The 13,044-nt window shown below is 70.3% G+C and carries 10 protein-coding genes and 1 pseudogene; 4 read left to right on the forward strand and 7 right to left on the reverse strand.

Annotation, left to right across the window (positions count from 1 at the left end):
• Window positions 1-24: 24 nt before the first annotated feature.
• A complete protein-coding gene (locus tag ACFVWY_RS02920) occupies window positions 25-723 on the forward strand; it encodes a hemolysin III family protein (protein WP_389866682.1) in 699 nt (232 codons plus the stop codon).
• A 62-nt stretch (window positions 724-785) separates the two neighbouring features.
• Window positions 786-1,448 carry a TetR/AcrR family transcriptional regulator gene (locus ACFVWY_RS02925; protein WP_389866685.1) on the forward strand — a complete coding sequence of 221 codons (663 nt, stop codon included), beginning with the start codon at window positions 786-788 and terminating at the stop codon, window positions 1,446-1,448.
• 297 nt (window positions 1,449-1,745) lie between these two features.
• Here the strand turns inward: ACFVWY_RS02925 and ACFVWY_RS02930 are convergent, their stop codons facing one another.
• Complete coding sequence (locus tag ACFVWY_RS02930; RefSeq protein WP_389866688.1) at window positions 1,746-3,761, reverse strand: thioredoxin domain-containing protein; 2,016 nt, start codon at window positions 3,759-3,761, stop codon at window positions 1,746-1,748.
• A 196-nt stretch (window positions 3,762-3,957) separates the two neighbouring features.
• Between ACFVWY_RS02930 and ACFVWY_RS02935 the strand changes: the two genes are divergently transcribed.
• The gene (locus ACFVWY_RS02935) at window positions 3,958-4,524 is read left to right on the forward strand and encodes a Uma2 family endonuclease (RefSeq protein WP_389866691.1); all 567 of its coding nucleotides are present in this window, start codon (window positions 3,958-3,960) and stop codon (window positions 4,522-4,524) included.
• A 171-nt stretch (window positions 4,525-4,695) separates the two neighbouring features.
• Here the strand turns inward: ACFVWY_RS02935 and ACFVWY_RS02940 are convergent, their stop codons facing one another.
• From ACFVWY_RS02940 to ACFVWY_RS02960, 5 genes and pseudogenes are all read right to left on the reverse strand, one after another.
• Window positions 4,696-6,369 (reverse strand): DUF262 domain-containing protein, encoded by a 1,674-nt coding sequence (locus tag ACFVWY_RS02940; protein WP_389866693.1) that lies wholly within the window; start codon window positions 6,367-6,369, stop codon window positions 4,696-4,698.
• Between the two features lie 2 nt (window positions 6,370-6,371).
• Entirely contained in the window at window positions 6,372-7,397 is a 1,026-nt protein-coding gene (locus ACFVWY_RS02945) for a hypothetical protein (protein ID WP_389866695.1), read from the reverse strand.
• Window positions 7,387-8,649 (reverse strand): DUF3696 domain-containing protein, encoded by a 1,263-nt coding sequence (locus ACFVWY_RS02950; protein ID WP_389866699.1) that lies wholly within the window; start codon window positions 8,647-8,649, stop codon window positions 7,387-7,389. The genes ACFVWY_RS02945 and ACFVWY_RS02950 overlap by 11 nt, the downstream gene beginning before the upstream one ends.
• Window positions 8,650-9,100: 451 nt before the next feature.
• Window positions 9,101-9,256: pseudogene (locus ACFVWY_RS02955) on the reverse strand (DUF255 domain-containing protein); the annotation flags it as partial.
• 144 nt (window positions 9,257-9,400) lie between these two features.
• Window positions 9,401-11,218 carry a flavin-containing monooxygenase gene (locus tag ACFVWY_RS02960; protein ID WP_389866701.1) on the reverse strand — a complete coding sequence of 606 codons (1,818 nt, stop codon included), beginning with the start codon at window positions 11,216-11,218 and terminating at the stop codon, window positions 9,401-9,403.
• A gap of 190 nt (window positions 11,219-11,408) precedes the next feature.
• On the opposite strand from ACFVWY_RS02960, the gene ACFVWY_RS02965 reads away from it, so the two are divergent.
• Entirely contained in the window at window positions 11,409-12,428 is a 1,020-nt protein-coding gene (locus ACFVWY_RS02965; RefSeq protein WP_389866704.1) for an SMP-30/gluconolactonase/LRE family protein, read from the forward strand.
• Window positions 12,429-12,441: 13 nt separating this feature from the next.
• Here ACFVWY_RS02965 and ACFVWY_RS02970 read toward each other — a convergent pair whose 3' ends face one another.
• On the reverse strand, window positions 12,442-13,032 hold the full coding sequence (locus ACFVWY_RS02970; RefSeq protein ID WP_389866707.1) for a TetR/AcrR family transcriptional regulator: 591 nt from the start codon (window positions 13,030-13,032) through the stop codon (window positions 12,442-12,444).
• Between the last annotated feature and the right edge of the window lie 12 nt (window positions 13,033-13,044).

The following is a 13,044-nucleotide window of genomic DNA, read 5'->3' on the forward strand; positions in this document are numbered from 1 at the left end:
CGGTCGCGTAGGTACGATGCGGGAATGACTGCTGCCGCTGCCGCACCCGCCCCCGCTGGGCCGGAACCAGCCGAGTCCGACGCCCTCCCGGTGAAGCCGCGGATGCGCGGCTGGCTGCATGCCGGGATGTTCCCCGCCGTGATCGTCGCCGGGGTGGCGCTGATCGCGTTCACCGACAGCTCCCGCGGCCGGATCGCCTGCGGGATCTACACCCTGACCGCCTGTCTGCTGTTCGGCGTGAGCGCGCTCTACCACCGGGGCACCTGGGGGCCGCGCGGCGAGGCGGTGCTGCGCCGCCTCGACCACGCCAACATCTTCCTGATCATCGCGGGCACGTACACGCCGCTGACCCTGCTGCTGCTCCCCGACTCCACCGGCACGCCGCTGCTCTGGGCGGTCTGGGCGGCGGCCGCGGCCGGGATCGCCTTCCGGGTGTTCTGGGTCGGCGCCCCGCGCTGGCTGTACACACCGTGCTACCTGGCGATGGGCTGGGCCGCGGTCTTCTTCCTGCCCGACTTCATGCGGACCGGCGGCATCGCCGTGCTGGTCCTGGTGGTCGTGGGCGGCCTGCTCTACAGCGCGGGCGGGGTCATCTACGGCATCAAGCGCCCCAACCCCTCACCGCGCTGGTTCGGCTTCCACGAGGTGTTCCACTCGCTGACGCTGGCGGCGTTCGTGGTGCATTACGTCGGCATCTCGCTGGTCGCCTACAACCACCGCTGACCGCGCGTTCCACCCGCCGCGGGGCGGTGCCGGAGGCCACCGGATGCCCGACAATGGCCCCCATGGCCGCCCTCCCCCGAACCCCCTCCGTTCCTTCCGCTTCTTCCGCTTCTTCCGCTTCTTCCGCGCCCGGAGCCGCGAAGGGCGTCGGACTGCGCGAGCGCAAGAAGCTCCGGACGAGGACCGAGATCCGCCGGGCCGCCTACCGCCTCTTCTCCGAGCAGGGGTACGAGGCGACGACGGTCGAGCGGATCGCGGCGGCGGCCGAGGTGTCCCCCAGCACCGTCTCCCGCTACTTCCCGGCCAAGGAGGACATCGTCCTCACCGGCGAGTACGACGCGGCCCTGGAGACCGCGCTGCGGGCCCGGCCCGCCGGTGAGCCGCCGCTGGAATCGCTCCGGCACGTGCTGGCCCGAGCGCTGACGGACCTGACGGCCGCCGAGGACCGGGAGCTGCGGCAGCGCGCCCTGCTGCTGGCCCGCGTCCCCGCGCTGCGGGTCCGCACGGCGCAGGGTGTCGCGGGCACCGCCCGGGTGCTGGCCTGCGCCTTCGCCGCCCGTACCGGCCGGACCCCCGGCGACCTGGCGGTCCGGGTGTCCGTCACGGCGGCCCTGGGCGCGCTGCGCGAGGCGGTGCTGTACTGGGGTGAGCGGGGCGGTACGGAGGATCTCGCCGCCCTGGTCGACGAGGCGGTGGCGGCCGTGGCGGCCCCGCTCTCCCCCTGACGCGGACACGCCCCCTCCCCCGCCGGGCAACGGGAACCTCCGGGAGAACGGGATCAGGCTGTCGGGGACGGTCCCGGCGGCCCCGGCAGGGCCGCGCACGGGGCTCCGTCCGCGGAACCCCGGCACTCACGTCCCTGAGGGCCGTCCCGTAATCCCTGGTGGATCAGGGTGCGGCGTCAGACGCGGTGCATCGCACGGCGGAGGGACGCCCGAATACTGGATGTATCCGGGCGTCCCGACAACGCGGCGGGGTGCCGTGGCTGACGCCGCACGCCCGCCAGGATTACGGGACGGCCCTTAACGCCGCGCCCCGACCTGGCGGGCCAGCTCCGCCGCGTCCGTCGTCGGCGCGCCGCACACGAAGCGGCGGCAGACGTACGCCGTCGGCGCCCCGCCCGTCATCGGCCGGTCCACCAGCAGCGGGAACTCCGCCCCGCCGGTCTCCCCCGCCGCGACCACCGCGCCCGGCGCGGTAGCCAACAGCGCCGTACGGTGCAGCTCACCGCCGACCGGACCGGCGACCGCGATCTCCCGCACCCCGTCGAGGAGCGCCTCGGCCACCGCCAGCCCCCAGCCGACGAACCGGGGCACCCGGGGCCCCAGCGCCTTCACCACGCCCAGCGCCCGCTCCGCGGCGGTCCGGTGCGCCTCGGAACCGGTGTGCGCCGCGTACGAGAGGAGCGCCCCGGCCGCCGCCGTCCAGCCGGCCGGGACGGCGTTGTCGGTGGGGTCCTGGGGGCGGCGGATGAGCTGTTCGGCATCGTCGGCGGTGTCGTACAGCTGGCCGCCCTCGCCGGTGAAGTGCGCCAGCACGAGGTCGAGGAGGAAACCGGCGAACTCCAGCCAGGCCCCCTCCCCGGTGACCGCGGCCAGGGCGAGGAAGCCCTCGGCGACATCGCCGTAGTCCTCCAGCACCCCGGCGGTGTCGCCCGCCCGCCCGTCCTTCGAGGTACGGGTCAGCCGTGCGGTGTCCCCCATGTGGAGCCGGACCAGCAGGTCGGCCGCCTCGGTGGCGCGCTCCACCAGGTCGGGCCGGTCGAAGTAGGCCCCGGTCTCGGCGAGCGCGGCGATGGCCAGCCCGTTCCAGGCCGCCACCACCTTGTCGTCCCGGCCGGGGCGCGGGCGCGACTCGCGCGCGGCCAGCAGCCGGGCCCGTACGTCGGCGACCCGGTCCGCGTCCGCCACCCCCTCCCCCGCGAGCCGGAGCACGGAGGACCCCTCCTCGAAGGTGCCCTCCTCGGTCACCCCGAAGTACTCGGCGGCGAAGGCGGCGTCCTGCTCGCCGAGCACCTCCCGCAGCTGCGCGGGCGTCCAGACGTAGTACGCGCCCTCGACGTGCCGCCCCGCCCCGTCCTCGCTGTCGGCGTCCAGCGCGGAGGCGAACCCGCCCTCGGCGGTGCGCAGTTCGCGCACCATGAAGTCGGCGGTCTCCAGGGCGACCCGCCGGGCCAGCTCGGAGCCGGTGGCCCGCCACAGGTGCGCGTACACCCGGCAGAGCAGCGCGTTGTCGTAGAGCATCTTCTCGAAGTGCGGCACGACCCACTCCCGGTCCACCGCGTAGCGGGCGAAGCCGCCGCCGAGCTGGTCGTAGATCCCGCCCCCGGCCATCGCCCGGCAGGTGTCGGCGGCCATCTGGAGGGCGCCCTCCGCCCCGGTGCGGGCGTGGTGGCGCAGGAGGAACTCGACGGTCATCGACGGCGGGAACTTCGGCGCGCCGCCGAACCCGCCGTGCTTCTCGTCGTAGTCGCGGGTCAGCCCGAGCAGTGCCTGCGAGAGCTCCGGCTCACCGGGCAGCCCCTCCCCGCCGTGCACCAGGGAGCGCCCGCCCAGGTCCCGGACGATCCGCGCGGCGACCTCGGCGACCTCCTCCCGCCGCCCGGACCAGGCGGCCGAGACCCCTTCGAGCACCTGCCGGAAGGACGGGCTCCCGTGGCGGGGCTCGGGCGGGAAGTACGTACCGAAGTAGAACGGCTCCCCGTCCGCCGTCATGAACACGGACATCGGCCATCCGCCCTGTCCGGTGGCCGCCTGCACCGCCTCCATGTAGACCGCGTCCACATCGGGCCGCTCCTCGCGGTCCACCTTGACGTTGACGAAGTGCTCGTTCATGTACGCGGCGGTGGCCTCGTCCTCGAAGCTCTCGTGCGCCATGACATGGCACCAGTGGCACGAGCTGTACCCCACGCTCAGGAACACCGGCACATCCCGCCGCCGGGCCTCCGCGAAGGCCTCGGCCGACCACGGCCACCAGTCGACCGGGTTGTCCGCGTGCTGAAGCAGATAAGGCGAGGTCACACCAGCCAGCCGGTTCATGGGGCCCAGCCTCTCACAGCGCCTGACGCGACCGATGAAGCCTTCACGGGGTCGCTTAGCTTGGCTGAATTACGCTTGTGGGCCATCACGCGGTGGGCGGCCTCATCCCCTCCCGGCCGGGCAGCCGGACACCTCGGAACAGTAGGCTGGGCGCAGCGGCGCCGGACCTGCCGAGGCTCCTCGAAGGAGGTACACCATGACCGCCGAGATGGTGGCGCCCGAGTGGATGCGTTCGCAGATCAGCGCGGAACAGTACGACTCCTGGTCCGAGGAGCAGTGCGTCGGCATCGAGATCGTGGACGGGATGGTCGCCGTGGGCCCGAGCGCCTCCAAGCGCCACAACCGGCTGGCCCGCATCCTGGCCAACGCCCTGGACGCCGCCGCGGGCCCGGACTGGAACGCAGACACGGACTTCGACGTCCGCCTGCAGGACGTCCCCCTCACCAACCGCCGTCCGGACGTCATCGTCTACCGGGCGGAAACCATCGACCTCACGCCCACCCGCCCCGAGCACGTGCTCCTGGTAGTCGAGGTCGTGTCGCCCGGATCGGAAACCACTGACCGGATCGTGAAGGTGGACCAGTACGCCAAGGCAGGCATCCCCTTCTACTGGCGAGTCGAGCAGGCCGCCACCGGCGTCCCGATCGTCTACACCTACGTCCTCGACCCCGCCACCAAAACTTACCGGGACGGCGAGATGTACACCGGCACGGTGAAGGCCACCGCGCCCTTCTCCATCACGGTTGATCTCGGGGACGCGTAAGGCGCCGAAAGGCCGCCCCGTCACGTTGGCGGACGGTCGCACCAACAGGGCAGCTGGAGGGCAGGGAAGGTAAGCCGATCCTCACGAGTCGATTCGCCATGCCGACTGCCTCTCCAGGCAGGAAAGCCGCGTTGTGCCTTCGACGCTGTACAAGCCTGGACTCGCTACCCCTCACTCGGTGTCGATGTCGGCCTCTCCGGCCTCCTTGTCGGCCGACTTGATGCCCAGACTCTCGATGAACTGCCGCTCCTTCGCGGCCAGTTCGTGCTGGCGGGCGAGGATGAACTCGGTGAACTCGTCGACCTTGAGGTGCTCGATGGACGCGAGGCTGACTCCGTGTGAGTCCAGGATGTCGGTCCTCCCGTCCTCCGCGAGCCTGATGAGCGCCTGCCGGATCGACACACCCGCTGGCGTCGTCATGACGATCCGGTTGGCGGGACTGGACGCCCCTGGGACTCTGCTCTGGGTGATGACGTGTCGATAGGTCTCGCTGTGCGCTGTCGCCAGCTGCTCCAGCACGTTGGCGGTGCCGCCGTCGGGGTTCTTCCGCTCTGGGAACGTCTGCAGATCCCAGAGGAGGTAGGCGCGCACGCGCGCACTGCGCAGGTCGAAGCGCTCAGGGAAGGAACGGGCCCGCTCACCGGAATAGCTGAGTCCGCCCTCTCCCCGGGCGAAGGCCTTCATCTCCTTGATGAATTTCCGGACCTGGGTGGTGGTGGACCCGGCGAAGGTGCCAGCCAGGGACGTGGTCCAGAACCAGTTCCGGAGCTTGACCCGCTGCTCCGCTTCAACCTTGTCGGAGAAGTGGAAGAAGACGGCGAGCAGCATGATCTGGATGTTGTAGGGAACGAGGCGGGCCAGCGGAACCCGGACCTCCTCCTGTAGGAACTCGACCACCTGCTGGAGGATCAGGTCGGTGTCCTTCACCGCGGCCGTGAGCTGATCCTGGACCTTGCGGGCCATCGTCTCCCAGGAGGTGTCCCGCTGCACGTCCTCCTCGCCGGACAGCGCGAGGACGGTCTGGAAGATCGTCATGATCGGGATCTCACCGAATCCCGAAGCGGCGACCCGCCCCTTGATCTCCTCCATCTCGTCGCTGAGCGTCGTCTCCGAGCCGATGGTCCCGTATGTCAGAGCCGAGACCATCTGGTCGGGACGCATCTTCTGGCCGCTGCTGTTGATTCTGGAGAAGACCTCGATGGCCTGCTGGAGAGTGCCGCCCTCCATGCGCACCACGGAGACCTTGTAATTCTTCACCCGCTTCGCAATGCGCTCGCTCTCCTTGGTGAGGCGGTCGGCCTCCTCCCGGGAGTGGTCATCGGACAGCATCCGTGCGTATTCGAGGAAGTCCAGGGTCCCCAGTACGGACCGCATGGGCAGGAGGTGGCTGGGCACCGTCTCGCCGCTCTTCCAGTGGCGGTAACGCACACCGTCGTGTTCCGACCGGACGAGCGGCCGGTAGACCCACCACATCCAGTCCTCCTGGCGCGCGGACCGCGGGGCGTCGGCCGAGCGATGGAGGACGCCGAAGAGCGTCGAGAGCCGCTGATGACCGTCCAGGACGTAGGCGACCTTCGCCCCTTCCGGTGCCGGCGGAATGCTGCGCCCACCGATGGTGTCGAGACTTTCGAGCGGCATGGGCGTCTCCCAGATCAGTAGGCTGCCCATCGGGTAGCCGCGCTCCATGCTGTCGAAGAGCTGGAGCATCTGCTCGGGGCGCCACAGGAACGGGCGCTGGAACTTCGGCACCCGCAGCTCGCCCTGCGCGATCCGCTCCAGGACCTGCTCCAGGAAGTGGACCTCCGGCACCACGGAGATATCCTTGACCACCTCGATGTCTCCCATGCTCAGATCACGCCCCGAATCGTTTCGAACATCGATCGCAATTCCTGTTTCGCTCCGGGGCCCAGGCCGTCCAGGTCCCGCTCCGATATGCCGCCGCCCATCACCTCTTGCAGGAACAGCCCCGGCAAGTCCGTTCCAAATCCCTCCTGGAGGGTGATGAGATCCCGCTCCGCCACTTCGTCGTACAGATCGCCGTGGCGCGGGGGGATGACGTAGGTGCTCCCCGCCTTCCCGGAGTGGCGCCCCTTCTGGTCGGCGCCCTTCTTCGGCTTCCCCTTGAATCCGTGCTTCATGTCGAAGTGGGCGCGCTGCTCGGGCGAGAAGGTCTTGAGGGACTCCAGGCGCTTGGCCATGGAGGACATTCCGACGGTCTTCTTCGGCTGCCGGGCCAGGACCCGGTTGGGGATGTAGTTCTCCATCTCCCGGAAGCTGAGGACGTGCGCGCTCACACCTTCGCGGGCCGCGGCTTCGGCTTTCTCGTGGTTGCCGGTCTGGTCCGTGGGGTGGAAACTGTCGCTGTCGATGACGAGGACCACACGCTTGGTCCGGGAGAACTGACCGGCCTGCTCGACGGCATGCCGGGTCGCCCCGTCCTTCCCGCCTCCGTTGTACACGCCGAGGCGGCTGCCCTTCTTGGCGTCGACGACGTCCTCGCAGCCCAGCAGGCGCGCGAGCGCCTCGATCATCTGCCAGTCGTAGATCGCGTTCTCCACGACCAGCACGGCCGGCCGCTCCAAGTCGCCGATGTCTGCCGCTAGCGTATCGCCAGCCACCCTGACCACTCCCGTGGTCCCGCTGTGCGGCGCCCAGGCCTGCGCCATGCTCGCCTTTTGTGCGAGCAGCAGGTAGACCTGCGCCAGGACCGGGACGTGACGCTCCAGGAACGCGTGGACGGCCTCCACGTCATGCGGGGAGATCACCCACTCGTGCCGCGCCTCTCTGAAGAACCTGATCAGCTTCAATACGAGCTCGGCGTTCTCGTCGCCCTGACAGTCCTTCAGGAGGTCGACGGGAATCTCAACGCGCATCGTCGATCCGATTCGCCTGCGCGTCCGCGAGGGCGCGCACCTCCTCGAAGTCCTCCGCGAAGACCCCCCGCGGCCAGTAGTCGAGGTTGCCGAGGGCGTCCACTTCGATCTTCCGCAGGGTGGCGGCCCCCTCGGCTTGCTCGACGAAGTAGATCTTCACGTCCTCCGGCGCCAGCTTCCGCTCCGCAACCCGCCGGCGCATCCGGAGGAGGAAGTTCTCGCTGTGCGTCTCCACCAGGAAGCGCACCTGCGGCTCCTGCACGGCGTCGACGTAGAGATCGGCGATCGCGGCGTGCGCCGAAGGGTGCAGATGAAGTTCGGGCTCCTCCACGATCTCGATCACCGGCCCGGCAGGCGGTTCCACGCGGTCCGCGGCCCGCTGGATCACTATCGGCAGGAACTGGATCACACCGGTGCCGACGTCGTCGATGTGGACGACGAGATCGGGGTCGCGCAGGGAACGCAGCTTGGGGATGTGCATCCCGGAGCCGACGTCGGTGACTTCGAGGTGCCACCCGGGCAGGATGCTTTCCAGCAGGGTGTTCACCTCACGGCCGATCAGACCACGCCCGGACATCTCGTCTGCGGCGAGCATGCCGAGCGCTTTCTCGCCCCGATAGCCGACGCTGCCCAGGGTCCGGGCCGGAGAACGGAAGAAGCGCTCCGGGCTCTTCCTGAACGGACCCAGATACCGGATCTCGTCGAGGCCTTCCCGGATGAGCCCGGTGACGCCGCTGACACCGCCGACGGCGTCCGGCCAGTCGGCCGGATCGGGCAGCAGCCCGCGAAATCCGACCTTGGCCTCCTGGCCGTCGACGAGATAAGCGCGCTTCTCCGGGGAGTAGGCGTCGACACCGGCGATCCAGGAGAGGTCCGCGGCTTCCGACCCGCAGGAGATCCGCACCGAGGAGACCAGCTGCGTTCCGTGGTTAGCGATGTTCTGGACCTCGGCGACGGCCCCGACGGCCTCGCCATCCTCGCGCCCGATCGACACGCCCAGCCGGATGTGCCCATGGGGTGACGAGCCGTGGATCAGATCGGCGAAGGAAGGAGTGAAGCCCTGGACCAGATCCAGGTCCAGAGGGTGCGGGGAGTCGCCGCGGATACCGAGTGAGAGGAGCGGGAGCGCTCGCACGACCGCGCTCTTGCCGGAGTTGTTCCGCCCGAGCACGATGGTGATCTTGCCGAGCGCCACCTCCTGCTTCTCCCTGAAGCAGCGATAGTTCTCCAGCGAGAACCTCTCCAACGACACCTGGGCTCCGTTCGCTCACACCATGTCCGGCGCACGCCGCCCTGACGGCCCGTCGACGTGGCTACGGCAATGATCTCAGACGGTGGAAGCTCGACACTCGAGTTTCACTCTTCCCCGCTGCACAGATGCCCGACGTCTGCCTCGGAGTTCCAGCTATCCGGCAAGGCCGTGAGCCTCCGTACAACACCCCTCCCCCTGAGCTGCAACGATGCTACGAGCCTAAGCTCCAGGAAGCACAGCGGGCCGATCACCTCCCCCAGGGTCACGGGTGGGTCCGACTCTGGGACCTCCTGGATGCGACTTGCGCCGGATGCCTTGTCACATCCGTCAACTTGCGGCCCGCTTGGGCCCGTCATGTCCACCTCCAGGCGGCCACCACCTTCTGAGTGTGTCGCCCCGTGTTTTCAGACGGCCGCAAGAGCCGCGGTCTACTCGGTTGACGAATTCACTGGCACCAGTGCCACGAGCTGTACCCCACGCTCAGGAAGACCGGCACGTCCCGCCGCCGGGCTTCCGCGAAGGCCTCGGCCGACCACGGCCACCAGTCGACCGGGTTGTCCGCGTGCTGAAGCAGATGGGGCGAGGTCACACCAGCCAGCCAGTTCATGGGGCGGCCCAGCCTCTCACCGCGCCCATCCCTCTCGCGGGGACCACACGGACTCCGTCGCGCCCGGCCGGACGGCGCCGGACCGCGCCGGGGCGGGGGCGTCCCCCGGCCGCGCGCCGGGCCCGTCCGGCACGGGGCCTTCGGTCACGGGCGCGGATGTTCCGGGCCGGTCCTCGCCCGGAGGACTTCGCCCATGGACTCCTCGCGCCACTGTTCCAGGAGTGCGTGGAAGGCGACGGCCCCGTGCGGGTAGGCCGTCGGGCCGTTGGGCCTGCCCCGGCCCTCGCGGTTGTAGTAGCCGGGGGTGCACTCGGCGTGGAACCACTCGTGGTCGGGGGCGCCCTCGGCCAGGACGGCGATCCAGGCGTCCTCGGTGCCGGGGGACGGTTCGATGAGGGCGTTCCCGGCCTCGGCCGCCGCGACGAGGGCGGCGGCGTGGCGGGCCTGCTCGTCCAGGATGTGGGTGAAGTTGACGCTGCTGGCGTTCTGGAGGGAACCCATCTGGATCAGGTTCGGGAAGCCGCTGCTGGTGAATCCGTGGAGCGTGCGCGGGCCCCGTCGCGCCCACCGGTCCAGCAGTTCGACGCCGTCCCGGCCGCGGACGGGGAGTCTGCCCGAGTGGATGCCGGAGGTCCCGACGTTGAATCCGGTGGCGAAGATCAGGCAGTCCAGTGCGTACGGGACGCCGCCGACCATGACCCCCTGTCCGGTGACGCGCTCGATGCCGTGGGTGTCCGCGGTGTCGACCAGCGTGACGTTGTCGCGGTTGAACGCCGGGTAGTACAGGTCGGAGAAGGTGGGGCGCTTGCAGGCGTAGCGGTACCAGGGCTTGAGCCCCCGCGCCGTCCGCGGGTCCGCGACGGTCTGGTCGACGCGGGCGCGGAGTTCGTTCATCTTGGCGGCGTCGGCGGTCTCGTAGGCCGCTTCGAACGCCTTCCGGTCGCCGTGGCGCCGGAAGCTGGGCAGGAGTTTCTCCAGCAGACCGGCCGACTCGGTCCACCGGTCCGCCACGAGATCCTGTTCGGCCTGTTCTCCGGAGACGATGCGGAGGTAGTTCTCCCGCCGTCTGCGGGCCCAGCCCTCGCGGTCGGCGCCGACGTCCTGGGCGGTGGTGCGGCGGTTGGCCCGTACGTCCACGGTGGAAGGGGTGCGCTGGAAGACGTAGAGGTGCCCGGCGTCCTCCGCCAGCATCGGGACGACCTGGACGCCGGTGGCGCCGGTGCCGATGATGCCGACGCGCTTGCCGGCGAGGCCGGTCATGCCGCCTTGCGGAGTGCCGCCGGTATAGGCGTAGTCCCACCGCGAGGTGTGGAACGTGTGCCCCTCGAAGTCCTCGATCCCGGGAATTCCGGGGAGCTTCGGGTCGGTGAGGGTACCGGTGGCGCTGACGACGTACGTGGCCTGGAAGACGTCACCGCGGTCCGTCGCCACGACCCATGTCTCCGATGCGTCGTCCCAGGTCAGGGCAGTAACAGCGGTGGAGAAGAGGGCGTCCGCGTAGAGGTCGGACTTCCGTGCGATCCGCATCGCGTGGCGGCGGATCTCGTCACCGGGGGCGTACTTCCACTCCGGGACGTAGCCGGTCTCGTCGAGCATCGGCAAGTACACGTGGGATTCGATGTCGCAGTGGATGCCCGGGTACCGGTTCCAGTACCAGGTGCCCCCGAAGTCGCCGCCCTTCTCGACGATCCGGATGCGCTCCACACCCCGCTGCCGCAGGTGCGCCCCGGCGAGTATGCCGCCGAAGCCGCCCCCGATCACGGCGACGTCGACGGCGTCACGGAGCGGCTCGCGCGCGTCCGGCCCGGTCGTGTAGGGGTCCGCGGCGTAGTAGCCGAACCCGGCGTCGGCGTCCCGGTACTGGGCGGCGCCATCGGGGCGGACACGCCGCTCCCGTTCGAGGCGGTATCGCCGCCTCAGCGCGGCCAGCTCATCGGCGTCGGGTATCTGATGGCTCGTCATGTCGCATTCCCATTCTGGGCAGTTGGGCCGCTCCGGCGGGTGACGGTCGGCTACCGTAGCAAGTACCGGACAACACTGTCCGGTTGCGGTGCGGCGGTACGGCGGAATTCGGCCAGATGGCGTCCGCCCCTTCGCCGCGCACGCGTCCCGGACCTGCGGACACCTCGCAGCAGACAGGAAGAGTGATCCCATGCAGCGGCTTTCGGCCCGGTCCTTCGCCGTGCTCACCACGGTCGGGGCACTGCTCCTCACCGGATGCGGTACGGAGATCGCCAGCCCCGGGAAGACGCCGTCGTCCGCCACCGCGGGCAGGACCATCCGCGCGCAGAAGGTGATGCGGCTGACCCAGCCGCACGCCGAGACCGCGATGACCTTGCTGGAGGGGCCCACGTTCGACGGGAACGGCGGGCTGCTCGTCGTCGACGTCACCGCGCCCGGGGGCAAGCCCAAGGTCATCCGTGTGGACGTGGGGAGGAAGACCTCCCGCGCGGTCCACACCGACGACCGGGGGGCCTACACCTCGGCACAGTTCAGCCCGTACGACGGACGGATCTACCTCAGCGACTTCTCGCACGGCGAGATCGTGAGCCTGGCCCCCGACGGCAGTGATCCCCGGACCTTCTTCTCGGGCGAGATCGACGGAGCGCGGATGAACCCCGACGACATCGCCTTCGACCGGAGCGGCAACCTGTACCTCAGCGATTCACGCGGCCTGTCCGAGGGCGAGGCGCTCGGACGCGTGGTGCGGATCGACCGCGAGGGCGGGAAGGCCACGGTCCTGGCCGAGGGTCTGGCCGCTCCGAACGGGATCTCGTTCGACTCGGAGTACCGCGGACTGTGGTTCAGCGAACTCACCGAGAACAGGATCTCGTACCTGCGTCTCGACCAGGAGGGAAGGGTGACGTCCCGGCACACCGCCATCCGGGTGAACGGCGGAATCGCGCAGACCGACTCGATCGCGGTGGACGCGGACGGCAACCTCTACCAGGGGCTGCACGGCCGGGCGGCGATGGCCGTGTACGACCGCAACGGTGAGCGGCTGGCGACGGTCGAACTCCCCGCACGGACCGAAGGGCTGGAGTCGGCGACGAACGTGGCCATCACACCCGGCGGAACCAGGGCCTACATGACCGTCAGCGGTCCTGCCGGGGGATATCTCTACGCCTTCGACGCCCTCGCGGCGGGCACCCGTCAGTCCAACGGCGGCTGACACCCGCCCTGGCTCAGCCGCCGAACGCCCGCACCGGCCCCAGCTCGACGCCGAGCAGCCGCCAGGCGGCCAGCGCCCGGCGCTCCCGCTCCTCGCGGGTGGGGCCGGTGACCGCGGCGGAGACCATGGCGACCGCGAGCGTCAGGTCCTGCGCGCCGCTCAGCCGGTGGCCGTCGGGCAGCCGTCGCCGCAGCGCGCGCTCCACGCGCCCGGAGAGGCCCACGGCGTGGGCGCGGATGTCCGCGCGGCCGGCAGGCCGGTCGGTGTGCAGCAGGCCGATGAAGGCCGACGACTCGGTCAGGTGCCAGGTCAGCACGCCGAGGACGTCGGCGAAGGACATGCCCGCGGTCCCGGCCGCCCGCTCGATCTGCCCGACGTTCTCCTCCAGTACCGCGGCCACCGCGGCGGTCCGGTCCGGGAAGTGCCGGTACAGGACGCCCTGCCCGACCCCGGCCCTGCGCGCGATCGCGGACAGCGGCGCCTCCAGACCGTGCTCCGCGAAGATCTCCCGGGCGGCCGCGACCAGCGCGGCCCGGTTACGGACGGCGGCCTTCGGCCCGTCGTTCGCGGGCCGCCGCCCGTCCTGCCCGGTCTGCTCCGTCATCCCGGAAGCGTA

This window comes from Streptomyces sp. NPDC058195 (assembly GCF_042883525.1).
Classification (GTDB): domain Bacteria; phylum Actinomycetota; class Actinomycetes; order Streptomycetales; family Streptomycetaceae; genus Streptomyces.